General features: G+C 47.1%; 24 protein-coding genes. 4 read left to right on the top strand and 20 right to left on the bottom strand.

The annotated features are described in order from the left end of the window. The 9 genes from BLCOC_RS08140 to BLCOC_RS08100 all read right to left on the bottom strand — a co-directional run bounded on the left by BLCOC_RS08140 (window position 1) and on the right by BLCOC_RS08100 (window position 9,329). The gene (locus BLCOC_RS08140; protein ID WP_165907298.1) at window positions 1-1,041 is read right to left on the bottom strand and encodes a LacI family DNA-binding transcriptional regulator; all 1,041 of its coding nucleotides are present in this window, start codon (window positions 1,039-1,041) and stop codon (window positions 1-3) included. Between the two features lie 622 nt (window positions 1,042-1,663). Beyond that, a complete protein-coding gene (locus BLCOC_RS08135; RefSeq protein WP_115624961.1) occupies window positions 1,664-4,072 on the bottom strand; it encodes a helicase C-terminal domain-containing protein in 2,409 nt (802 codons plus the stop codon). Continuing rightward, window positions 4,065-4,259, bottom strand: a complete 195-nt coding sequence (locus tag BLCOC_RS08130) for a hypothetical protein (protein ID WP_147298909.1) — start codon at window positions 4,257-4,259, stop codon at window positions 4,065-4,067. The genes BLCOC_RS08135 and BLCOC_RS08130 overlap by 8 nt, the downstream gene beginning before the upstream one ends. Before the next feature lie 754 nt (window positions 4,260-5,013). Continuing rightward, window positions 5,014-5,241, bottom strand: a complete 228-nt coding sequence (locus tag BLCOC_RS08125; protein ID WP_018593653.1) for an HPr family phosphocarrier protein — start codon at window positions 5,239-5,241, stop codon at window positions 5,014-5,016. A 312-nt stretch (window positions 5,242-5,553) separates the two neighbouring features. After that, complete coding sequence (locus BLCOC_RS08120) at window positions 5,554-6,396, bottom strand: Mrp/NBP35 family ATP-binding protein (protein ID WP_029469883.1); 843 nt, start codon at window positions 6,394-6,396, stop codon at window positions 5,554-5,556. Between the two features lie 31 nt (window positions 6,397-6,427). Next, a complete protein-coding gene (locus BLCOC_RS08115) occupies window positions 6,428-6,802 on the bottom strand; it encodes a metal-sensing transcriptional repressor (RefSeq protein ID WP_018593655.1) in 375 nt (124 codons plus the stop codon). 163 nt (window positions 6,803-6,965) lie between these two features. Continuing rightward, window positions 6,966-7,196, bottom strand: a complete 231-nt coding sequence (locus tag BLCOC_RS08110; RefSeq protein ID WP_018593657.1) for a hypothetical protein — start codon at window positions 7,194-7,196, stop codon at window positions 6,966-6,968. Between the two features lie 125 nt (window positions 7,197-7,321). Further along, on the bottom strand, window positions 7,322-8,596 hold the full coding sequence (locus tag BLCOC_RS08105; RefSeq protein WP_115624957.1) for an alkyl/aryl-sulfatase: 1,275 nt from the start codon (window positions 8,594-8,596) through the stop codon (window positions 7,322-7,324). Between the two features lie 34 nt (window positions 8,597-8,630). Next, a complete protein-coding gene (locus BLCOC_RS08100; RefSeq protein WP_018593658.1) occupies window positions 8,631-9,329 on the bottom strand; it encodes a 5'-methylthioadenosine/adenosylhomocysteine nucleosidase in 699 nt (232 codons plus the stop codon). Window positions 9,330-9,510: 181 nt separating this feature from the next. On the opposite strand from BLCOC_RS08100, the gene BLCOC_RS08095 reads away from it, so the two are divergent. Together BLCOC_RS08095 and BLCOC_RS08090 are read left to right on the top strand one after the other, a co-directional pair. After that, complete coding sequence (locus tag BLCOC_RS08095; RefSeq protein WP_115624956.1) at window positions 9,511-10,083, top strand: xanthine phosphoribosyltransferase; 573 nt, start codon at window positions 9,511-9,513, stop codon at window positions 10,081-10,083. A 201-nt stretch (window positions 10,084-10,284) separates the two neighbouring features. Further along, window positions 10,285-10,806, top strand: a complete 522-nt coding sequence (locus BLCOC_RS08090) for an ECF transporter S component (RefSeq protein WP_115624955.1) — start codon at window positions 10,285-10,287, stop codon at window positions 10,804-10,806. Between the two features lie 130 nt (window positions 10,807-10,936). Here BLCOC_RS08090 and BLCOC_RS08085 read toward each other — a convergent pair whose 3' ends face one another. Genes BLCOC_RS08085 through BLCOC_RS08075 form a run of 3 tightly spaced genes read right to left on the bottom strand, consistent with a single transcriptional unit; the run spans window position 10,937 to window position 12,938 of the window. Further along, window positions 10,937-11,380 carry a GNAT family N-acetyltransferase gene (locus BLCOC_RS08085; protein ID WP_018593661.1) on the bottom strand — a complete coding sequence of 148 codons (444 nt, stop codon included), beginning with the start codon at window positions 11,378-11,380 and terminating at the stop codon, window positions 10,937-10,939. A 54-nt stretch (window positions 11,381-11,434) separates the two neighbouring features. After that, window positions 11,435-11,632: a hypothetical protein gene (locus BLCOC_RS08080; RefSeq protein ID WP_018593662.1), complete on the bottom strand. Its 198-nt coding sequence runs from the start codon at window positions 11,630-11,632 to the stop codon at window positions 11,435-11,437. Beyond that, window positions 11,625-12,938, bottom strand: coding sequence for a DNA polymerase Y family protein (locus BLCOC_RS08075; protein ID WP_115624954.1), 1,314 nt, complete (start codon window positions 12,936-12,938; stop codon window positions 11,625-11,627). The genes BLCOC_RS08080 and BLCOC_RS08075 overlap by 8 nt, the downstream gene beginning before the upstream one ends. Window positions 12,939-13,131: 193 nt before the next feature. On the opposite strand from BLCOC_RS08075, the gene BLCOC_RS08070 reads away from it, so the two are divergent. After that, on the top strand, window positions 13,132-14,325 hold the full coding sequence (locus BLCOC_RS08070) for a metallophosphoesterase (protein ID WP_115624953.1): 1,194 nt from the start codon (window positions 13,132-13,134) through the stop codon (window positions 14,323-14,325). 31 nt (window positions 14,326-14,356) lie between these two features. Here BLCOC_RS08070 and BLCOC_RS08065 read toward each other — a convergent pair whose 3' ends face one another. The 4 genes from BLCOC_RS08065 to BLCOC_RS08050 form a co-directional block, all read right to left on the bottom strand. Continuing rightward, a complete protein-coding gene (locus BLCOC_RS08065; RefSeq protein ID WP_018593665.1) occupies window positions 14,357-15,496 on the bottom strand; it encodes an aminotransferase class V-fold PLP-dependent enzyme in 1,140 nt (379 codons plus the stop codon). A gap of 21 nt (window positions 15,497-15,517) precedes the next feature. Continuing rightward, window positions 15,518-16,561 (bottom strand): selenide, water dikinase SelD, encoded by a 1,044-nt coding sequence (gene selD, locus BLCOC_RS08060; protein WP_115624952.1) that lies wholly within the window; start codon window positions 16,559-16,561, stop codon window positions 15,518-15,520. Window positions 16,562-17,150: 589 nt separating this feature from the next. After that, on the bottom strand, window positions 17,151-17,906 hold the full coding sequence (locus BLCOC_RS08055) for an exodeoxyribonuclease III (RefSeq protein WP_115624951.1): 756 nt from the start codon (window positions 17,904-17,906) through the stop codon (window positions 17,151-17,153). 20 nt (window positions 17,907-17,926) lie between these two features. Further along, window positions 17,927-18,427 carry a DNA-deoxyinosine glycosylase gene (locus BLCOC_RS08050; protein WP_018593669.1) on the bottom strand — a complete coding sequence of 167 codons (501 nt, stop codon included), beginning with the start codon at window positions 18,425-18,427 and terminating at the stop codon, window positions 17,927-17,929. A gap of 391 nt (window positions 18,428-18,818) precedes the next feature. Here BLCOC_RS08050 and BLCOC_RS08045 point away from each other — a divergent pair, with 391 nt between their 5' ends. Then, window positions 18,819-20,237, top strand: a complete 1,419-nt coding sequence (locus BLCOC_RS08045) for an amidophosphoribosyltransferase (RefSeq protein WP_115624950.1) — start codon at window positions 18,819-18,821, stop codon at window positions 20,235-20,237. Window positions 20,238-20,279: 42 nt separating this feature from the next. Here the strand turns inward: BLCOC_RS08045 and BLCOC_RS08040 are convergent, their stop codons facing one another. The 4 genes from BLCOC_RS08040 to BLCOC_RS08025 all read right to left on the bottom strand — a co-directional run bounded on the left by BLCOC_RS08040 (window position 20,280) and on the right by BLCOC_RS08025 (window position 24,555). After that, complete coding sequence (locus BLCOC_RS08040) at window positions 20,280-21,026, bottom strand: sugar phosphate isomerase/epimerase family protein (RefSeq protein WP_115624949.1); 747 nt, start codon at window positions 21,024-21,026, stop codon at window positions 20,280-20,282. 192 nt (window positions 21,027-21,218) lie between these two features. Continuing rightward, a complete protein-coding gene (locus BLCOC_RS08035) occupies window positions 21,219-22,085 on the bottom strand; it encodes a YitT family protein (protein WP_029469898.1) in 867 nt (288 codons plus the stop codon). 19 nt (window positions 22,086-22,104) lie between these two features. Beyond that, entirely contained in the window at window positions 22,105-23,091 is a 987-nt protein-coding gene (locus BLCOC_RS08030) for a diaminopimelate dehydrogenase (RefSeq protein ID WP_029469899.1), read from the bottom strand. A gap of 126 nt (window positions 23,092-23,217) precedes the next feature. After that, on the bottom strand, window positions 23,218-24,555 hold the full coding sequence (locus BLCOC_RS08025) for a sodium-dependent transporter (RefSeq protein ID WP_115624948.1): 1,338 nt from the start codon (window positions 24,553-24,555) through the stop codon (window positions 23,218-23,220). Window positions 24,556-24,634: the final 79 nt, after the last annotated feature.

The following is a 24,634-nucleotide window of genomic DNA, read 5'->3' as shown; positions in this document are numbered from 1 at the left end:
TCATTGCCTGTTCAGGCCTCTGACGGAATTCCGTTCCACGTATACTGGTCCAATCTTTACTGTTCTGTTCCCGCTGTTTCCTCCCGGCTTCTCCAGTTTTGTGATCAATGCCACCACAGCCGCCTCCGCGATTTCCCGGACCGGCAGCCGCATGGTGGACAGCGGCGGTGAAAGAAACTTGGCAATGGTATCATCATATCCGATCACAGAGATATCTTCGGGAACTTTTATATTTCTCTCATACAATGCGCGCAGCACCCCCGCCGCCAGAATATCCGACGATGCGAAAATGGCAGTGGGCATGTCCCCCTTCATCTCCTCCAGGATCTCCATACACTTCATGAATCCATGTTCCACGGTATACTCCTGCGTAAAATAAGAATGCCTCTGCACATATGTATCATCCACTCCGCGCATTGCCTGCACATATCCGTGATAGCGTTCCTGCTCCACAGGCTCCTCTGACTCTCTTCCCAGATATACGATCTTCCTGTGCCCTGCTGCCAGCAGCTTCTCCGTGGCAATATAACTGCCCTCTGTGTTGTCCACCAGCACCTTTTCCACCTCATACACATCTGCAGGCCGTTCAATCATCACCATGGGAATGGTCAGTCCCTTTACCTTCTCTCCCAATTCCTTTACAATCTTCCCGTTGATGCCCGGGTTCAGAATGATCCCATCCACCCGGTAGGCCAGCAGATCCCTCAGTTGGTTCTCCACCATCTCCATATTGCCCTCTTCAAAGGCAATGGAAATTGTCTTATACCCTCTGGAAAAACTTTCTCGCTCAATGGTTGCAGCTATCTTTGTAAAGAAAATATTCTCCTCTGAAGTCACATGAATATGACCGATCAATTTCGAGCATCCGTCCCGCAGACACTTTGCCTGCTGGTTTGGAATGTAATGCAGCCTGTCCATCACCTCACTGATCCTCCGCCTCTTTTCCTCCGCCACATACCCGCTGTTATTCACACATCTTGCCACACAGGAAACAGACACAGAGGCCTCTTCGGCAATCCTTTTCATTGTGATTTTTTTCACATTTTCATCCTTTTTATATGAAATTTTTTCACATTCCATATTTTCAAGCATTTCTTTAAATTTCACCTCTTTTCACAACTTTTGTATACTTTCTACATTTTTTTCTGTTTTATATCTTATATTTCGTATTATATAACCATAGTTTTACAGATTTCAACCCTTAAAATTATTTTCGTTAATAGTTACCAGATTTCAAATATGTGGCAACCTTGCCACATTATGCACATTGTACACGGAAATCATATCGTTATTATTTTCACATAATTCCACAATTTTCCACCCTCCCCGCCACAAAAAAATACCCCACAGAGACAGCCATCAATCACCGTCCCCACAGGGCATCACACCATCCAATTTTTAATTTTCTGCATTCCTAAACACTTTTTTTACCATCTTTTTTCTTTTCTCCCTATCCCCCTCCAAATCCTACACCTCCCGCACAGCCAGCCCCAGGGAAATCCAGGGTGCCGGGGGAGGCAGGGGACGTGTGTTGAGATGAACGAGGTTAAGCGAAGCGGTAGTCAGATCCACCTGCCCCGGCTGATTAATGAGGAAGCCATTGCTGACGAATTTAGCAGCCGGGAGCAGGTTAGCTGAATGCCGGCGGAGCGTCGAGAGAATCTCAACACACGTCCCCTGCCTCCCCCGGCGCCCTGGATTTCCCGTCCCCATACACATCCCCCCAAAACTCCTCCACTCTCCCTCTCTCATCCTCCAGTGAACAGATCTCATACCCTCCCCACTCCACCGGAAACAGTTCTCTGTAAGCCCTCTGCAGAAACCGCTCATCCAAAAGCAGAACAATCCCTCTGTCTTCTTTTGTCCTGATCACCCTTCCCGCAGACTGCAGCACCTTATTCATTCCCGGATACCGATAGGCATACTCGAATCCCGCCCTATTTTTCTCATCATAATAATTCTTTAATATTTCCCTCTCATACCCCACCTGGGGCAGTCCTGTCCCTACTAAAATGGCCCCGATCAACTTCTCCCCGGTCAGATCGATCCCCTCAGAAAAAATGCCTCCCATCACACAAAATCCCACAAGCGTTCCGTCCTGATCCCCCTCAAACCGTTCCAGAAATTCTTCCTTCTCCCCTTCCGTCATATTCCCGGACTGCAGCACAGACTGCAGACCCATCCCTGAACTCTTCTCCTCAAAAATCTCATACACATCCTGCAGCATCTTATAAGAGGGGAAAAACACCATATAATTTCCCTTTTTCACTGTAACTGTCTGCAGAATATACTGAGCCAGCTTTCCATATTCCTCCTGTCCCCGTCTCGTATACTTACTGCTCACATCTCTAGCGATCATAAGCTTCAGGTTCTCCCGGGGAAAAGGCGATCTGGCACAGATAGCATAATCATCTTCCCTTGTGCTGAACAACGACCTGTAATACCCCATAGGCAGCAGTGTGGCGGAAAAAAACACAGTGCCTCTGCCCTTGTTCAGGCATTCCTGCAGATTCACTTTTGGATTTACACAGAACAGCGTCAGATAGAATCTCCCCTCTGCCCCATGGTACGTATAAATCACATAGTTTTCATCCAGCAGGTCATACATATTCAAAAAATGCCGCACCTCAAAGGAAAATTCCAGCACTGCACTGCGCACTTTCTCCTCCTGCTCCCTCTCCAGGAAATTTTCCATCTCCCCCAGAAGATTCATAAGCTGCAGTGCCAGAGTGCCTATATTTTCCATCACTCTGTACTCATCCTGGCATTCCCTCTTATATTCCAGCAAAACCTTATTACACTTTTCCAGGATCCTCTCCAGCTTTCTGCTGTGCTCTTTCACAACTTTCTTCACTTCCAGAAAATCCTCTTTACAGAGAACCGCGCTGTACATATTCCGCCCTCTGTCCACCAGGTTATGGGCCTCATCAATGAGAAACAGATAATCCCCCTTCACACCATCTCCGAAAAAACGTTTCAGATACACATTGGGATCGAACACATAATTATAATCGCAGATCACCGCATCCACCCAGGTAGAGGTATCCAGACACATTTCAAAGGGACACACCTGCCATTTTTCTGCCTGTTCAAGCAGCACTTCTCTCTGATAAGTATCCTGCTCAGTCAGCAGTTCGTATACCGCATCATTCACCCTGTCAAAATGTCCCTTTGCATAGGGACACTTCTCCGGATTACACTCCACTTCATCCATCAAACACATTTTCTCCTTGGAAGTGATGGTAAGCGTCTTATACGACAGTCCTTTTCCTTTTAAAATTGAAAATGCCTCCTCTGCTACCGTCCTGGTGATCGTCTTGGCTGTCAGATAGAAAATCTTATCCCCATAGCCTTCCCCCACGGCTCTCACAGCAGGAAAAAGAGCCGCCATAGTCTTTCCGATTCCGGTGGGTGCCTGAATAAACAACTGTTTCCCGCTCCTGAATGTGTGGTAGACCCCAGCCGTCAGATTCTTCTGCCCTTCCCGGTACTCATAGGGAAACTCCAGCCCCTGCATGGACTCCCTGCGTTCTATTCTTCTCCTGTACTGGAAATAAGCCCACTTATAATATTGTTCCATCAGATCCGAGAACCACTTTTTGAGCACAGACATAGACATTTCTTCCCGGAAACGCTTTACCTGCTCAGATTCCAACTGGCAGTAAGTCATCTGTACCCCTATCTGCTCCAGTCCCTTCTGGGTTCCGTAAATATAAGCATAACACATAGCCTGTGCCCTATGAACCGGCACAGGCTCTTCCAAAAATTCAAGATCCCGGTAGACACCTTTGATCTCATCAATGGTAACTCCATCCTTCTCCTCTATGATCCCATCCGCTCTGCCTTCCAGCCGGACAACAAATTCATCGAATTCTTCCTCCCACAAAAGCGGAACCTCCGCCCGATAAGACAATCCCATCTGCTTCTGGATCTTCCGGTGCGCCTTACTCCCCTTCCTCATAGCCTCCCGGTCCGCAGACACTGTCCTCCGGTTATCCAAATTCCCGCTGCGCAGGATAAACTCCACTAAATTCCTAACCGATATCCGAATAACTTCTTTCATCTCACTCATACCCATATTCTAACACAGAACCTATGTTCCTGTACATCCCCAACCCCATCCCACACCCTTTTCCTTCCATAGACACATTTATCTTTATACTGCATTCCTTTCTCCTCACAGCCAATTTTCCCATTCTGACCACATCTATTGGTAACACAGACACTTTCCCATTCTGACCGCATCTCTCTTTTGCCACACAGACACTTTCCCATTCTGACCACATCTATCTTTTTGTCACAGACATTTTCCCATTCTGACCACATCTCTTTTGGTAACACAGACATTTTCTCATTCTGACCACATCTCTTTTGGTAATACAGACACTTTCCCATTCTGACCGCATCTCTCTTTTGCCACACAGACACTTTCCCATTCTGACCACATCTATCTTTTTGCCACAGACATTTTCCCATTCTGACCACATCTCTTTTGGTAACACAGACATTTTCTCATTCTTACCACATCTTTTTGGTAACACAGACTCTTTCCCATTCTGACCCAATCTTATTCTCCCACAGCCCATTTCCTTGGCTTATATCACATCTTTTTCTGTTCCACAGCCAACCCCAGGGGAAGCATGACGGATACGGGAGGAGGAGGGGATTGCCTGTGGACGGTGTTTCGCGGAGCGGTGACCAGATCCACCTGCCCCAGACACTTAGTGAAGAGCGCTCTCGCGATGAACTTAGTGACTGGGAGCCGGTTAGCTGGGCTCCAGCGGAGTGCATCGTCCACAGGCAATCCCCTCCTCCTCCCGTATCCGTCATGCTTCCCCGTCCTCTTATTTCCTCCCGTATCCGCCATGCTTCCCCGTCCCCTTATTCCCACCCGCATCCGTCATGCTTCCCCGTCCTCTTATTTCTCCCCACAAAAAAAGGGCAGAAGCCCACATCCGTGTCTCCTGCCCTAAAATTAACATATCATTTTATCAGTTTCCGAGAAATCCCCCTCTAAGGAATTGCAAATCTGTCCAGAAATCTGTCGAATTTCTCATCATGCCCATTACATCTTACCGTGAGCACGCGTGTCAAATCCATACTTAAAACTCCAAGGATTGACTTCGCATCAATGATGACTCTGTTGTAAAAAACATCGATATCAAATTCGTATTTACTGGCCTCATTGACAAACTCCTTAACGTCGCCTGTCTCATTCAGCTTAATCTGGCGTTGTACCATATTTACCATCCTTTCTTTAAGAAACAACACGCCAACTGATATTTTAGTTATGTCTTGATTCTTTATTGTTAGGACGTATTATGACAGCTATGCCTATATTTGTCAAGAATTTGACAAGATTTTCCTACTTGTACCAAAAACCGTCATTTTATCGCGTTTTTTAGCAAAATGAACAGGAAATATTTTGTCGAATCTTGTCTGTTCTGTGCAGTTTGACGTCTCAGTTTATCCATGATATACCAGATATCATTTTACTCAGAGAAATATTCCCAAATCAGAGACTCAAATTTTGTCACTGTATCAGCCGTCCGCTCAGGCTTTCGGCAGATATTTCATGGAACCTTTCAGATATTCATTGATCACATCCGCATAACCGCCGGCATCTACGATGGCAGCCAGTTCAGGTTCCAGCGGCATCTTGGCAATAACCGGAACACCCAGCTCCGCTCCGATGGCATCTACTTTGCTCTCTCCGAACACATAAATTTTTTTGCCGCAGTCCGGACATTTCACAAAGCTGTAGTTTTCCACCAGACCGACAACCGGCACATTCATCATTTTGGCCATGTTGTAAGCCTTTCTCACGATCATGTGCACCAAGTCCTGTGGAGATGACACGATGACGATACCGTCCACCGGCAGAGACTGGAATACAGTCAGCGGAACGTCTCCTGTTCCCGGAGGCATGTCCACAAACAGATAATCCAGTTCACCCCATATTACATCTGTCCAGAATTGTTTTACCATATTTGCAAGAATCGGGCCTCTCCAGATAACCGGTGCCTCTTCCTGGGGCAAAAGCAGATTGATGGACATGATTTTAATATCATTCTTTGTCAGGATCGGATATATGCCGTTGTCATCGGCTGTAGCGGAACCTTTGATTCCGTACATTCTCGGAATAGATGGTCCTGTGATATCTGCATCCAGAATACCTACGCGATATCCCTTGGATGCCATCTCATTGGCCAGTGACGCAGTGACAAAAGATTTGCCCACGCCGCCTTTTCCGCTGACAACCCCGATAACTTTCTTAATATCAGAGAATGCATTCAACTCTTCTTTTGGGATTCCGCCGCCTTTTGCATGGCTGCATCCCTCACAACTTTTTTTATCACAGCTCTTGCTGTCGCATTGTTTCTTTTCTTCACTCATGATTCTTTCCTTTCCCACAGAGGTTTATACCTTATTTCATAAACCTGTCAATGGCTTTATTTAATTCTTCCAGGGCTTCTTTATCCCCGCTCTCCACTGCATCCACGATACAGTGCTCAATATGATCCTGCAGGATCACCTTTCCCGTATTATTGATCGCCGCCTTCACTGCCGAAAGCTGTATCAGCACCTCACTGCAGTCTCTGCCGTCCTCCACCATGCGGCGGATGGATTCCAGATGACCGATGGCTCTGGACAATCGGTTCAGCACCGCTTTTGTATGGGTGTGGGTGTGTGTATGGGAATGGGAGTGCCCATGTCCCTCTGCGCCGGCATCTTCATGCACATGCTCAATCACCGTTCCGTCAGGAAGACTGTGTGTATGGACATGTTTTGTCTCTTCCATTGTGGTTTCCTCCTCGCGCTTTCTCTATTATATCAAACCCAGAAAAAAAAGCAATGGTTTACCAGCCCGCGCAGCACAGATATAGAATATCTGTAACCTTTTGCACCGGCAAGTCTGGGGATTTCCATGCTTCCTGCATGAAAAGGCCGTGTAAAAGCAACGTCTAAATCTCCGAAAATGTAAATCTCTGGTGTACATCCGCTGTCATCACATCATATACCACGCTTCCGTCTTCCTTCTCTGTCTTCTCCATACGAAGCTCCTTCTCGGACCTAAACTTTGCGTTAAGCCATATTTCCGGACTCTCCATATCAATTTCTTGAATAAAATTATCTCTGGAATGGTTTCCCGGACACTGGTTAAATATTTCATGTATCACTTCATACGTTTTCATATCTTCGCTTCCTTTCAAATTCTGTAATTTCACCGTTACAAACAACTATCCATACAGGACCTTCTACGGCAAAAAAACGCTGCCAATCGTTTTCTCAATTATGCCGCCGGTCAAAGGGCATCCTTTTATTTTTCCCTCAACTCTTTGGCATATGCAATATAATAATGCCGTCCATTAGCACTGGTCTCATATTCTGCTGTCATTTCCAATGCAGCGGCCTTTAACTGAAAGACCTCTTTACCGGCTGATGCTTCATCTGCCAGGAGTATATCACATAATTCCAGGCACCACTGATAGTCCTTTTCACGGACAGCACTTTTTGCTGCATCCAAAACAGCCTGTCTACCGCCCATCAATGCTATCATCTTTTGAGAACGTTTTTTCGGAGGCGTTGGATGCAGGTTGGTGGGATTTCCGTCAAACCACCCCAGATATGCCGTATAAATAGCCCGCACGGTCCATTCCAAACAGCCATAATGTTCTGCCAAATATGGCAGATCCGCATATTCAGGCGGCAATTGGATTTCCGATGCCAACTGATCTGGACCTTTGCCCGAATTCATCCCCTCCAGAGTGTGCGTCAGAATATATTCAAAAGCACCTCGAAAATGCCCCAGTGTCCTCTTAATTTCTTCTCTACCGGAAACAATCCCTGTGTGCCCAGGTAAAAGGAACTTGGCCGGATAAGACATAAGTACATCTAAACTGTTTATCCATGCTGACAGATCCCGGTATTGTCCGCCCCGTATTGCATAAAGATTCGGGAAACAGCCATAGTAATTATCTCCACAGCATAATACTTCCTTCTGTGGAAACCATATCATGATCTGATCCTCCGCCTCGCCGGGAAGACGGACCATTTCTACCTGTACACCATCTATTTCACGGATCATCTGCTCCTGATCATACACGGTATTGGGCGGGATGAATGCTCGGTGTTCCCCATGCGTTATCCCCTCTCTCGGTCCAATCCCCTGTGAAATAGCCTCCTCATCCGATAACGTGTAGCCGAACTGCCTTGCACCTCGCAGACTCTGGATATCCTGTAAAAGCTCAGTTTTCTCTAAAACAGGGTTTTTAGGCTTAAAAGCTATAATCTCCGGACCGCATTCCACAAAAGCCCCTGCGCCGCCCCGGTGGTCCGGATGGCTGTGGGTATATATAATGGTTCCCACTTCTTTGTTTGTACACTCCCTTATGATCTTCAGCAGCTTTTCGCCCCGTTCCCGCGTGTCCAGTGTATCGATCAAAATAACGCTGGTCTCAGCCTCCGCAAAAACTGCATTGCTGTGGCCCAGCCCTGACACAAACCACACACCTTTCGTCACTTCCGTAATCGTTTCCTTATAATTCTTTTCCGTAAAATCCTGCAGCCGTTGATTTCCATTTTCTATCAGCATGGTTTCTATTCCTTTCCCGGGTGTATCTCAAACCTCATTCTGACAAGCTCTGATTTATTTGTTCCACTATCCCTGCAACGATTTTTGCTGATATCCCAGATGCCGCTTCACAGTTCTTATCAAAATTCTCTATCCCTTTGTGTGTGACAGTATCTGTAATCGTCCTGACTGCCAAAAACGGAATCTTATTTACATAGCAGACATGGGCAACACTGGCTGTTTCCATGTCAACAGAGAGAGGGGCATATTTTCTATTGATCTCCTCTCTTTTTTCATCTTCTATGAATTGCTCTCCTGTCACCATTGTTCCGAAACGGACAGGGTATTTGGCTGTACGGCTGTATTTTTTAGCCATGGCTGATAAATTCTTATCTGCCGCGAAATAATTATTTTTTAACCATGGGTGAAACTCCGTCAGGATGTCATCCGCCACATCATGGTAAATCACACGTTCCGATATGACCGTATCGAAAAGCTGTACACTTTCCTCCATTCCCCCGGCAGTTCCCCCATTGATGATACAGTCTACGTGATAGACATCAATCAGTAACTGAGCTGCAACAGCGGCATTTACTTTACAGACTCCACTGTATACTGCCACCACGTCCACCTGCTTCATGGTCCCTTCATAAAATTTAAGCATGGCCTTTTCTGTTGTTTTATAATTCCGGATATAATTTAAAAAAGGCGCCAGTTCCGTATCGCTGGCACATAGGATTCCTATTTTTTTCATCACTTATTTACCTCGCCTTCTATTTTATCACAATCGTACAGATTTTGTGTCATTTTCTCCCCTGTTTTTACAAAAAAACCAAAAATAAATTGCAAAGCCCGTATAAATATCGTATTATGGTAGTTACCAGAAAAACCGGGGTATCTGACACCCGGATACGTAAAACCAGGGAGGAATTCAAATGCAGCTTTTAAAAGAGCGTATTCTTAAAGACGGCACGGTAAAGCCGGGTAATATACTGAAGGTGGACAGTTTCCTGAACCACCAGATGGACATACCATTCATCAACGAGATTGGCAAAGAGTTCAAACGCAGATTTGCCGACTCCCCTATCACAAAAATTCTGACAATTGAGGCCTCAGGCATCGGTATTGCCTGTATCGTGGCACAGTATTTCGGCGTCCCGGTGGTTTTTGCAAAAAAAGCCCAGAGCCTGAACCTGGACGGAGAGATGTATACAACTAAAGTCCAGTCTTTTACCCATAAAAAAGTTTACGATGTGATCTTATCAAAAAAATTCCTGCAGCCGGATGACCATGTACTCATCATTGACGATTTCCTGGCCAACGGATGCGCACTCCAGGGATTGATCGAGATTGTAGAGACAGCCGGTGCAACCCTGGAAGGAGCCGGTATTGTCATTGAAAAAGGCTTTCAGCAAGGCGGCGACGCGCTGAGAGAAAAGGGAATCCGTGTGGAGTCCCTGGCTATTGTGGATTCCATGAGCGACGATTCTCTCACCTTCCGCGCATAGTATTGTATCGGGCAGTCCAAAACTGGACTGCTCTTTTTTTATAAAACTGGCTCTTTATAGAATGCCAATTTTCGGCTATATTGTGTAGAAAGAACGTGTTTGGCAGCCAGGCAGAATCCCGTCACCCGAAGCGTTTCCGCATGGATTTTGCTTGTAACTGTAAAATACGGAACAATTGGTCTATTTAAAGGAGTTGTTATCATGGAAAACAAAACGAAAAAGATTGTCATGACCGCACTTTTCGCGGCTCTGGCCTGTGTTGCCACTATGTCCATCCGCATTCCCACACCCGGAACAGGCGGTTACATCCATCCGGGAGATGCCGTTGTAATTCTGTCCGGAATCATTCTTGGCCCTGTCTACGGATTCCTGGCTGCCGGTATTGGTTCCTGTATGGCTGACCTGCTGGGCGGATATTTTATCTATGTCCCCATCACCTTCGCCATAAAAGGCCTGGTGGCCCTATTGGCTGCCTTTGCCTACAAAAAAATAGCAAAAGACAGTAAAACAGCCTGGGCAGGTGTTCTGGCCGGCGGCATCATCGACATGATACTGGTTGCGGGGGGATACTGCCTGTGTGAATTCTTCCTATATGGCACAGCCGCATTTTTAAGCGTACCGTCCAATCTGATCCAGGGTGCCAGCGGACTGATCATCTCACTGGTCCTCTATCCGCTTCTCACTGCAGTGCCGGATATCAAACAGATGATCGCCTCCGCGTAAGTGTCTGCCCGGCTTATTTTCAGCAACACTGTGTGATAGAATCAAGGATGCGTTTTAGATTTTACAGTTCCCGGCAGACGGCACTGTATCATCAAAACGCATCCTTTTATTATCTACAAACCTTTATTTTCTACAAGTCTTTGATCATCTGGAAATAATGCAGTTCCTCATACCCCAGCCGCTCATACAGGGCAATAGCTCTCTTGTTGCTATAGGTAGCCTCCAGACGGAATCTCTTTGCATGAGAATATTCCTGCTCCAGCCATGCAAAGACTTCACTGCCGTATCCCTTTCCTCGGGCACTTTCCATAAAATACAGTTCCTCCAGCCATACCGTCAGACCTCCCGCCTCATTGCTGAACGTAAAGGCAAGAAGCAGATACCCCTTCACGCCGCTTTCATCCTCCAGCATCAGCACTCTGGCGCGTTCTTTGCTCCGCAGACACTCCTGGAGTGTAGCCTCAAAATGCTCCTGCGGCACTGTATGAATGCAGGCTTCACCGCCGTAAAACTCTTTCTCCATCTTAAAGAATATGTCTCTGTCTTCCTCTCTGATATCTCTGATCGTCAACATAAATATTGTTATCCAGTAACTGTCCTTCAACCCACAGTTACGTTATCCTTTCTCTTATTTTTCTGTTTCTGTCATTGCAAAAACTTTATTCATCATTTCACAGTTCTTACTGTGGGGACATTCACCGTAATCACAGTCGACCCTGTCAAAATGCAGGCCATTTTCATCCTGTATGAATTCACATATGGCACTTCTAGCCATATCGTAATTCTTGCAGTATCCATTCACAAATTCTTCTACTATCTCACTCATCCTGCTTGTCCTTCCCTTCCGTTTCTTTTTGCTTCCAGTTTTGGGAAAGCCCCTCCGCGGCACTCACCTCAGGAGCCGGAAGTTTTCCCTCGGGATGGCCTCCCGCCATATTTTCAATGGGCTGTTTCAGGAAGGAGGCACGCATGATGGCCCCTGTTCCGAATTTTTTACGGATCTCATCTACAGCCTGGTCCATTTTCTCCAGTTTATCATAATCCGTATGATCAAACAAGGACAACTGCCGGCCGCTCTCCTCCCTGGATACACGGCTGGTCCGGACCCCCAGAAGGCGGATAGGTGCTCCATCCCACAGTTCATCGAACAGCCTGCAGGAATGGAAATAAAGTTCGGAGGTGATATTTGTCGGCGCTTTCAGCACGGTCTGGTGAGAGACTGACTGCAATTCACAGTCCTTGATGGTGACTGAGACCACTTCCGCTTTCATTCCGTCACTGCGCAGCCTGGAGGCCACCGTCTCACACAGGGAAAGCAGCACCTGCTTTGCAGTCTCTTCATCCACCACATTAAAAGCTATGGTTGTGCTGTTGCCATATCCTTTATTATCCTCCTGCACTGCCTCCACCACTGCGCTGTCCCTGCCGTTGGCAGAATTCCAGATGGCCTCCCCATGCTTTTTCAGATGATGCTTCAAAATTTCCACATCTGCAGCAGCCAGATCCCCGATGGTATAGATTCCCAGCTTTTTCAGGGTGTTTTCCGTGGATCTACCTACAAACAGCAGTTCTGATACCGGCAAGGGCCACATCTTTTCAGTAATTTCTTCCGGAAACAGGGTGTGCACTCTGTCCGGTTTCTGAAAATCAGATGCCATCTTTGCCAACAGCTTATTGCTGGAGATTCCTATATTTACCGTAAATCCCAGCTCCGTTCTGATACGGTCCTTGAGCTTATGAGCAAATGCCACGGGTTCCCCCAAAAGCCGCTCCATCCCTGTCATATTCATAAATGCTTCGTCTATGCTGTATTTTTCCACTTCCGGCGTGTATTCTCTCAGGATATCCATAAACTTTTTTGAAAATTCCTTATACATTCCATGGTGTGATGGGATAATCGTCAGGGAGGGACATTTCCGCATGGCATCCACGATTGGCTCTCCTGTCCTGACACCGAATGCTTTAGCGGGAATGGACTTTGCCAGAATGATCCCCCGCCTTTTTGATCTGTCACCTCCGACTGCACTTGGAATATCACGAAGATCCACGCTTCCTCCGTTTTTAAGTCTGTAAACCGCTTCCCAGGAGAGAAATGCGCTGTTTACATCAATATGAAAAATGACGTTTTTCAACTTAATCCCACTTCCTTAATCTGTAACTGCTCAGTACCCTCACAGTCATGAGCGATAACCTATACTGAATGGTTTCCTTAATTTTTCTTTATCTATATTATATCAGAACATACGTTCTCAGTAAATACTTGACAAAACTTCCAACCTATTTTATTCTGAAAGAAATAAATTGAATCTACAAAAGGAGTCTGCTATGCTGGCTATCATACTTGCACCATTTTATCTCTTGATCAATTATTATGTCGTCCGCTGGATGATCCGCTGGACAGGCACCTGCCACCGGCACCTGAAATCCAGACCTTTCCGGGCGGTTTTTCTCTGCATATATATTTTTATGTGCCTGACGCCCCTGACCTCCTACCTGGTCTCCGTCAATCCCTGGCACAGTTGGCTGAAGCGGCTATTCAATTACTGGCTGGGCACATTTTTGTATATTGTACTTATCATTATTATCTTTGATATCATAAGGATCATATTAAAACATACAAACTGGATAAAAAATGAAACCCTGGCTAGACGGCGTACCTTTATCCTGAGCGGCGGTGCCGCCGCCTGCCTTATCATATGTCTGAGTGCCTACGGAATCATCCATGAACACCGCCTCTATGTAAATCACTACGAGGCAAGAGTTGAAAAATCCGGCGGCAAACTGGACCATCTGCGAATCGCTCTCACCGCAGACCTGCATCTGGGCTACAGCATCGGCACCTACCATGTAAAGTCCATGGTGGACAAAATAAATGCGGAGAATGTGGACCTGGTCTGCATTGCCGGTGACTTCTTCGACAATGAGTACGATGCTGTTCAGTATCCTGAAAAAACCATCTCTATTCTGAAGAACTTGAAAAGCACCTACGGCGTATACGCCTGTTGGGGCAATCACGACTTTAAAGAAAAGCTCCTGGCCGGATTTACGGTACCTGTTAAGAACGGCCAGCATACCGATGCACGTATGGACGATTTTCTGGAACAGGCCGGAATCCGGCTTCTGGATGACAAGTCAGTGCTCATAGACGACTCCTTCTATCTGGCAGGCCGCAAAGACCCGCAGCGCTCTAAAAAAATGAAGGAAGACCGCCTTTCACCTGACGAACTTCTCAAAGATCTGGATCCGAACAAGCCTATACTGGTCATTGACCATCAGCCCAAACAGCTTCAGGAACTGGCTGATGCCGGATGCGACATTGACCTCTCAGGCCATACCCACGACGGCCAGATGTTCCCGGGCAATCTGACCACAAAACTTATGTGGGAAAACTCTTGGGGAGAGTTAAAAAAGGACAATATGTATTCCTACGTAACCTCCGGTGTAGGTGTCTGGGGTCCGGCCATGCGGGTGGGAACAGATGCCGAAATCATGATCATTGATGTCTATTTCACAAAATAAAACCAGTGTATTTTTTAAGGGAACCGGCTGCTCAGTCTTCTGCAGCCAGTTCCCTCAATGCTTTTGCTGTCTGTTCCGCTTCTTCCATAGTATTGAACCAGGAAAAGGAAAAACGCACTGCCCCCTGTTCCCGGGTTCCCAGCGCCTCATGCATCAGCGGTGCACAGTGCGCCCCGGACCGGGCATAAATCTCATATGTGCAGGATAATTCATCACTCACCTGCGCAGAATCATAGTCTCCCATATTGAGAGTTACAATTGCAGCTCTCTCTCTGCACGTAAAATCCCCGTATACCTTAATTCCCGGTATTTCCCTGACTGCCTCATAAAAAGCCCGTGCAAGCTTCCGCTCATGTGCCCCGATATTTTCCACTCCGATTTCCTTCACATACTGTACAGCACTGCACAGACCCACGATCCCGTGTCCGTTCAGCGTACCCGCTTCCAGTCTCCCCGGCATGATCGCGGGATGCTCCCGCTCAAAAGAATGGATTCCGCTGCCTCCTGTCTTCAGAGGCCGGATCTCCACTTCCTCCCCCACGCAGATTCCTCCTGTCCCCTGTGGTCCCATAAGCCCCTTATGGCCTGTAAAGCAGAGCACGTCTATCCCGCATTCTTCCATTCGGATCGGAACCGAACCTGCCGTCTGGGATGCATCCAGAACAAATAAAATCCCTTTCCTGCGGCAGATTTCTCCAATCCTTCTGATATCCAGCAGATTCCCCGTAACATTAGAGGCATGTGTACAGATCACAGCCCTCGTCTTATCCCCAATGGCCTTTTCCATCTCATCATAAGAAATATTTCCGTTCTCATCCGCCGGAAGAATAGTCAATAATACTCCGGCCTTCTCCATTTCATACAGCGGTCTGAGAACGGAATTATGCTCCAAGGCTGTAGTCACCACATGCTCCCCAGGCTTAAAAAGCCCGCGGATCACTGTATTCAGCGCCTCCGTGGCGTTACAGGTAAATACTACACCTGAAGGATCTCCCAGCCCAAAAAAGTCCGCAATGACTTCCCTGGCCTCATAAATCTTTCTGGAAGTTTCAAGTGTGATCCCATGTCCGCCTCTTCCGTAATTTCCGAGAGTGCCCATTGCCTCATAGACAGCTTTTCTCACACATTCCGGTTTTTTCAGCGTGGTTGCCGCATTATCCAGATAAATCATTACACTCACCGTCTTTCCGTCCTATCGGATGAGCAGATACTTATCCTGCAGATCCGTAACAAATCCTACAATACCTGCCTTCAAAGGATATCCCGCCTGTTCAAGCTTTCTGAGTACCATCTCCGCGTCTCTCCCGGGCAGGCTCACTAAAAGTCCCCCTGAAGTCTGGGGATCAAAGACCAGATCTTCCAGTGCCTCATCCACCTGTTCCTCGATCCTGACATCCTTTTTATTAAACTCCTTATTCCTGTATGTCCCCTCAGGAACCAAGCCCATAGAAGCATAAAAAAGGGCATCCGGCAGCACTTCCAGCTTTTTTGTTTCAATCACAAGTGAAGCTTTGCTCGCCCTTGCCGTCTCCAATGCATGGCCTGTCAGGCCAAACCCTGTCACATCTGTACAGCTATGTATCTCAGCCTCCCTGAGCACTTCCATCGCTATTTTATTCAGACAGCTCATACTCTCAACCGCCCTTTTCTCCGCCTCAGCAGATGCCATACCTGCCTTCACAGCCGTATTGATCAGGCCCACCCCTAAAGGCTTAGTCAAAAGCAGCACATCGCCAGCCTGCGCTCCTCCATTCTTCCAAATCCTGTCCGGATGCACAAATCCCGAAACACAGAGCCCATATTTAGGCTCCTCATCATTGATCGAGTGTCCGCCAGCCAGCACTGCCCCGGCCTCCTGCACCTTAGAAGCTCCACCTGCCAGTATCTCCCCCAGCACCTCAGCGCCCAAGCAGTTAGGGAAGGCAACCACATTCAAAGCCAGCCGTGGCTCACCGCCCATAGCATACACATCACTCAGTGCATTAGCCGCCGCGATCTGACCGAACGTATAAGGGTCATCCACCATAGGCGGAAAAAAATCCACGGTCTGGATCAGCGCCACCTCATCTGACACCCGATATACTGCCGCGTCATCTGCCGTCTCAACCCCCACCATCAAATTTTCATCCACAGCCGAAGGCAGTCTCCCAACCACCTCCGCCAAAACCCCCGGCCCAATCTTAGCCGCACACCCCGCACTCTTAGAAAACTCCGTCAATTTCACCCCAACACCCATAACAATCTCCTATCCAAGCCCATTCCTCTCAATCCATACATAATTTAATCTTTTAATCTTTAATCTATTATTTTTAATCTTTTATTTTCTTGTCCTTTATTCTCTTGTCTTTTTGAATTTTTTCTTTTTTGTCCCTCTTGTCTTTGTTATCTTTTTGACTTTCTTATCTTTTTATCTTTTTCTCTTTCTTATCTTTTTAACTTTCTTATTTTTGTCCCTCTTGTCTTTTTGACTTTCTTATCTTTTTCTCTTTCTCATTTTTTAATCTTTTTTGTCTTTCTTCTTTTATGTCTTTCTTCTTTTTTATCTTTTATCTTTCTTCTTTTCCTCCACCCCCGTGGGATACCAGCCACCAGGGAAGCAGTCTGTGAGCGGAGGGCAGCCGGGGCAGAGGGCATCAGGCAGGCGGTGTTTCGCGGAGCGGGCGGAAGATCCACCTGCCCCAGACACTTAGCGAAGAGCCCTAAGGCGATGAGCTTAGTGACTGGGAGCAGGTTAGCTTCTGCCCAGCGGAGTGCTCCGTCTGTCTGATGCCCTCTGCCCCGGCTGCCCTCCGCTCACAGACTGCTTCCCGTCCGCCTTAACCCACCTAAATTTCTATAACCACTTCCACCGGACAATGATCCGACCCAAACACCTCCGTATGAATCCCCGCAGAAACCAATTTCTCCTCCAATCTCTGAGACACACAGAAGTAATCAATCCTCCACCCCGCATTTTTTTCTCTAGCCTCAAACCGATAAGACCACCAGGAATAAATTCCTGTCTCCTCCGGATAAAAATACCGGAAACTATCCGTAAATCCAGCCTCCAGAAGCTCTGTAAACTTACCCCTCTCCTCATCTGTAAAGCCTGCATTATGCCTGTTCGTCTTAGGATTCTTCAAATCGATCTCTTTATGTGCCACATTCAGATCTCCGCACATGACCACTGCCTTTTTCTCATCCAGCTTTAAAAGATACGCCCTGAACGCATCCTCCCACTCCATCCTGTAAGATAACCTTGCCAGCTCGTTCTGTGAATTAGGCGTATAACAGGTCACAAGATAGAACTCATCATATTCCAGAGTGATCACCCTGCCCTCCTGATCATGCTCTTCAATTCCAATTCCATAAGCCACAGAAATCGGCTCCTTCTTGGCAAATATTGCAGTACCTGAATACCCTTTCTTCACCGCATAATTCCAATAGGCGTAATATCCCTCCGGGGCAAAATCAATCTGTCCCTCCTGAAGCTTGGTCTCCTGCAGACAAAAAAAGTCCGCGTCCGCCTCCTGAAAATACTCCGTAAATCCTTTCTGTACACAGGCACGAAGGCCATTCACATTCCATGATATAAATTTCATATACTACTCCTCTCTGTTCCTCACAAATATTTTAAAATTTCCCGGTAAGCATCCAGGATCGTCTCATATTTCATACCGCAGTTTGCCGGACTGGTTGACGGAAGCTGTATCACCGGCATACCCGTACACGGCTCACAATATTTTCTGTAAAGCGCTGCCGCCTTCTGCCCTGTAGCAAAAACAGCTTTTATGGGCGCAGCTTCCAGCACTACTGACATATCATTTGCAGCCGGATTTTTAATACTCCCGTCATCCGCCCCGCGTATCTCACAGCTTTTGAGCACATCCCACACTGCAACCTTGTGAGCCAGCAGCATCCTTTTCTTCTCTTCTATTGTACCGGGAGTCTCTTCACCGAGCACTTCCCCCATCACTTTCCAGAACCGGTTCCTGGGGTGCCCGTAGTAAAATCCTTCTTCTCTGGATTTAGGCGAAGGCATCGTCCCCAACAGCAGAACCCTGGAACTGCTGTCATAAACCGGTGCAAACGTATGCTTCACATATTCTGTCTGATTTTTCATCGGCTCATTCCCATATAGATGAAATATTGTAACCATTTTCCACCTTCACGGTAACAGGCAAAATCCACGCTGAATCTCCTCAGATCATAGAATTTCTGTCCGGCTGCCCAACACATTCATACGGGCAGCGCGGTCCATGCGCAGACCTGCCAAATGATGACGAAATATTTACATCTTCTTTTCTTTTATAATTGTAGAATTTTACTTCTTTCGTCCTCATTATACACTATTTTTTCTCTCCTGCGAAGTAAAAAAAGTTGGCAAAACGACTTTACGAACCCAGTCTTATGAGTATATAATAAAGACTGCATCGGAAAAACTGCGGAAATTGCACACAGTGAACTTTCTGTAGTCACAATAACAGAATTCTTATGAAAAAGGAGAAAAATCAATGGGTGGAATATTTGGAGTAGCTTCTAAATCCAGCTGCACTCTGGATTTGTTTTTCGGAACAGACTATCATTCTCATCTAGGCACAAGAAGAGGCGGTTTGGCAGTCTATGGACCAAATGGATTCAACCGTTCGATTCACAATATCGAAAATACCCCCTTCCGTACAAAGTTCGACGGAGACTTAAACGAACTGGAGGGCAATATGGGTATTGGCTGTATCTCTGACAACGAGCCGCAGCCGCTTTTAGTACAGTCACATCTGGGCAGCTTCGCCATCACTACCGTGGGAAAGATCAACAATATGGAGGAACTTGTGGATATCTCTTACAAAAACGGATGTACGCATTTTCTGGAAATGAGCGGCGGAAGCATCAACCCAACCGAGATGGTGGCGTCCCTGATCAACCAGAAATCCACCATTGTAGAAGGCATACAGTATGTACAGGAGCTGGTGGAAGGTTCCATGACACTGATGCTGCTTACCCCAAAGGGAATCTATGCCGCCCGTGACCGGATGGGCCGTACCCCTGTAATCCTGGGCAAAAAAGAAGATGCGTTCTGCGCATCCTTTGAAAGCTTTGCCTTTTTCAATCTGGGATACGAAACCTGCCGTGAACTTGGCCCCGGAGAGGTTGTATTCCTCACCCCGGAAAGCGCTGAGACTTTAGTAAAGCCCCGTGAGGAAATGAAAATCTGTTCCTTCCTGTGGGTGTATTACGGCTACCCCACCTCTACCTACGAAGGCATCAATGTAGAAGAAATGCGCTATGAATGCGGCAAGAAACTGGCACAGCGTGATGCCCAGAGAGAAAACGTAAAACCGGACCTGGTTGCCGGTGTTCCTGACTCCGGTATTGCGCACGCCATCGGCTATGCCAATGAATCCGGCATTCCATTCTCCCGCCCGTTTATCAAATATACACCAACCTGGCCCCGCTCCTTCATGCCGACACAGCAGAGCCAGAGAAACCTTATCGCCCGTATGAAGCTGATCCCTGTGGAAGCGCTGATCAAGAACAAGAGTCTTCTGCTGATCGACGACTCCATTGTCCGCGGAACACAGCTCCGCGAGACAACAGAATTCCTGTACAGCAGCGGAGCCAAAGAAGTTCATATCCGTCCGGCCTGCCCGCCGCTTTTGTTCGGCTGTCCGTACCTGAACTTCTCCCGTTCCAAATCTGAAATGGATCTGATCACCCGCCGTATCATTGCAGACCGGGAGGGAGACAATGTCTCCGATGAAGTACTGGCCGACTACGCCAACCCGGATTCCGCCAACTATAAGGAAATGCTGGAGGAGATTGGCAGACAGCTTAATTTCACCACGCTTCACTATCACCGTCTGGATGATTTGACCGCCTCCATTGGCCTTAGCCCTTGTAAAATGTGTACACACTGTTTCGACGGTAAAAAATAAAATCATCTACTGAAAAAAGCAGCTCGCTTGGAGCTGCTTTTTTTACAGAGCCTGAAGTTCTGAAACAGACTGCAGCACATCCTCTTTCTGGCTGCACTCTATCGTAAAAGATACCTTCGGATTGTTCTTTTTTATTGTCTTTATTACCTTTTTATAATCCAGGTTTCCTTTTCCCAGTCCCCAGTGGGCATCCCTGTCTCCCATATTGTCGTGCACATGCACATGTTTGATATAACTGCCAAACAGTTCTGCCCATGCGGCAGCCGGCATATCTGAATAGCAATGTGCATGTCCCATATCCAGACAGATTCCAAAATCAGGATGATCCACTTTCCGAACCGCCTCAAGGACAGGCTCCGCCTCCCTGTCAAACACATTTTCCATCACAATCTGGATTCCTTCTCTGCCTTCCAGAAAACGCTTATAAAAATCAGCGATCCTGTCAGCCCACCCAATCAGCAGATATACATCCGGCACATAACAGGTATGGAACACCAGCTTGTCGGCGCCCAGCCTCTTTGCCGCCCAGTACGCCTGTTCATATCTTTTCCTTGTGACATCCAGGATCAGAGAATCAAAAGTCATAGGATTCAGATCCAAAAATGGCCCGTGAAGGATCAGGTTTCTGCACCCCATCTCCTCCAACCTCTTTTCATACCTGTCAGCTTTCTCTTCCAGACAGTCCAGGTTCTCTGAAATGGCAAACTCTATACTCTCAACACCGGCCCCTGTCTGTCCTATCACTTCCCTCATATCCATGTCATCCAGCAAATGACTCACATAATTCATACTTCACCCACCCAGTCTGATCATAATGTAACCGTGCTGTACCTCTACAGTTTCTAGTATTCCATCTAACTGTCCGGTGCCCACACAGCTTCTGACAAAAAGCAATCTATCATTTATGATACCACAAAATATCCTATAAATCTCTCTTTCCCCCAAAAAAGAACTGCTGTATCTCCACAGCAGTCCTTTTTCCTAATAATCTGTCTTCTGATAAAAATGCCCCTCCAGAAAATCCGTCTTGATCACATTGATAAACGCCTTGGGGTCTGCCTTTCGCACTCTTGTCACCAGCACTTTTGCCTCCGCGCTGGAAACTACGGAGTACAGCATCTTCCGCCCTTCGTTGGAATAGCATCCGGTAGCGGCAAACTCCGTTGCGCTGTGATTGGTAACCTCGTAAATCTCCTGATATACTTCATCGGGACAATCTGTAACGATAAACAGGGTCTCTTTTTTATATGCTGTGTGAAGCATATGGATGATCTGTGTGGATGTAAACTGGAAGATGATAGAATAAAGAGCCTTATCCCATCCAAACAAAATACCCGCGATCACCAGCACACACCCGTTGCCCAGCAGGATAAAATTCCAGACATCCCTGTTTTTCTTCTCAGCGAAATAAATAGCGATAAAATCCGTACCTCCGCCGCTGGTTCCTCCCATAAGACAAAGACTCACAGCGAAACCGTTCAGCAGTCCGCCGAACACGGAGATCAGCAGGATATCCTGGGTGATCGGCTGATACGGTATGATATCGGTAAGAACACTGGTCAGCACAATGATCAGGGCCGAACTGACTGTAAATTTCTTACCTATGGCTTTAAAGCAAACAATCGTTGGGATCGCATTCAGAACCAGGTTGATCAGTGTAAACGGCAGGGCGATTCCCATAAACCGTTCAAATATAGTCTGGATCAGAAGAGTGACTCCATTAAATCCACCCGGATACAAACCGCCTGCCCTTACAAATGTTTTAATATTTACAGCCATGATAATGGCGCCTGCAAGCCCAAAGACAACTCTCTTTGCCTCTGTTTTAAAATCAATATTCGCTTTCATTTTTCCTCATCTGCTGTTCTTACAGCATGTGTTTCCGAAGTTCCTCCGGAGATTTTACAGTTAAATAGGCCGGCGCAATGTCAAAGACGGTTCTGCATCCGCTCTGTCCTTCCCGGTTCAGACGATATGCCGCTCTAGCATAAGCCACAATGACAGAGGACGTGAACTCAGGGTTGGAATCCAGTTTCAAACTGTATTCGATCACATGGCTGTGCTCCTGTTCCCATCCTGTCTTACCTGTACGGATCACAAATCCGCCGTGAGGAAGCCCGGCATGTTCTGCCTTCATCTGCTCCTCGCTGATGAAATGTACTGTTGTCTCATATTCATCAAAATAATTTGGCATGGTCTTGATCTCTTTTTCTATCCGCTCTCTATCAGCGCCCTCTTCTACCGTCACAAACACCTCACGGGTATGTTTTTCACCTGTTGTGAGTGTGGGATTCTCCCCGTTTCTGACTGCTGTAAGAGCTTTTTCCACAGGAATGGTATACTGCCTTGCATCCACTACGCCTTCAATCCTTCTGACTGCATCGGAATGTCCCTGGCTGACGCCTTTTCCCCAGAAGGTATAATCTGTTCCCTCCGGCAGAACAGCATTGGCATACAGACGGTTTAAAGAAAACATTCCCGGATCCCAGCCAACAGAGATCAGGCCGATCTTACCGCTCTTCTTTGCGGCTGCGTCCACATCTGCAAAATGCTCCGGTATTTTCGCATGAGTATCAAAGCTGTCCACTACGTTAAAATACTGTGCAAACTCAGGTGTCTGCTTCGGTAGATCAGTAGCGCTTCCGCCGCACAGGATCAGGACGTCGATCTCATCCTTCATCTTCACAGCCTCATCCACATGATAAACCTTTGCAGTCTCTGTCATGATATGGACGTCCGCAGGATTACGGCGTGTAAAAACAGCAGCCAGTTCCATATCCGGGTTCTGTTTTACCGCACATTCCACTCCGCGTCCCAGATTACCATAGCCTAAAATTCCGATTCTTATACTCATCCTTTACCTCTCCTGTCAATTTTTCTATAGTGTATACGACAAAGCCGTTTTGTAAACAAACCGTCCTTTTCGTCTCACTAAGTATAACAAATTCCCTTTTTCACTTCAACCTGCAAAATTCATAAATCAACCAATCCCACCATAGAAAATTCCTAAAATATACACAACAAAAGTCAGTCCCACAAAGAGATATTTTGTGGCCGGCTCGAACCATTTTCCAAGAGGTTTTCTGCGTCCGGTCTGCACCTGTTCTCTGGCAAATCCCCTGGGCGCTGCCCAGAAAAACATCACTGCCGCCAGAAGTGCTCCCAGAGGAATAATATAGATGGAAACCACATCCATCCACACACTGACCATATCAGCACTCTCAATAAAGATTCCCACAGCGGCAGCGGCAAACGCCACCAGGATCACCGCCATCTTTCTGGACAGGCCAAACTGTTCCTGGAGCGCCTCAATGGGCGTCTCAAAGAGATTCATCAAAGAGGTGACCGCTGCAAACAGCACCGCCACAAAAAACACCACTGCGAACACCTGTCCAAAAGGCATCTGTCTGAAGACCTCGGGAAGGGTAATGAACATAAGGGGCGGCCCTGCTGACACATCCAATCCAAAGGCAAAAACCGCAGGGATCACTACCAGGCCGGCAAGGATAGCCGCACAGGTATCAAAAAACGCCACGTTTCTGGCACTCTCCACCACATCCACATCCTTTGACAGATAACTGCCGTATACCAGTGTGCCGGAACCGGCCAAAGACAGGGAAAAGAACGCCTGCCCAAGGGCAAACACCCAGGTCTTGGGCTGCATGAGATATTCCCATTTCGGCACGAAGAGATATTTATATCCCGCACCCGCATTCCCCAGGGTCAGCACACGGATCATGAGAAATAAAAAGAATATAAAAAACAGGGGCATCATGATCTTGTTCATCTTCTCTATGCCCTTGGAAACCCCGAAAGCCATAATAACAAAGGTCACAGCCAGACCGGCCATATGCCAGCCCGTACTCCCAAAGTTACCGGCTATCTCTCCAAAATAGGCTGAGACATCAGCGGCGTGAAACATGTTCCCTGAAAGAGACCCCCACAAAAACCGCAGAAACCAGCCAACCACCACGGAATAGCCGATGCCGATGGCCAGTGAGCCAAGGACAGGGATCATTCCGATGAGCCTTCCTCCCTTCAGCCCCCGCATCTCCATCACTTTCCCGAAAGCTCCCAGGGGTCCTGTCTTCATAGCGCGCCCAAAAGCCATCTCTCCCACCACTCCGGAGAATCCCAATATTGCAACGAATATAAAATAGGGAATCAGAAAAGCCGCTCCGCCGTACTGTCCGGTCCGGTAAGGAAACATCCAGATATTTCCCATCCCCACCGCAGAACCCACACATGCCACAATAAAACCAAATTTTGAGCGGAAGGCATCCCTGGTCCGGGAGGTTCCCGCTGAATTCTTTTTCATATTTTGTCCCATCCTTTTATGTAAGATTTTCAGACATACGTTAGTCCTTTCAAAGGATAACACACAACAAATGTACTGT

The organism is Blautia coccoides (genome assembly GCF_034355335.1).
In the GTDB taxonomy this organism is placed as follows: Bacteria; Bacillota; Clostridia; order Lachnospirales; family Lachnospiraceae; genus Blautia; species Blautia producta.
This window is presented reverse-complemented; position numbering and strand designations above follow the sequence as displayed.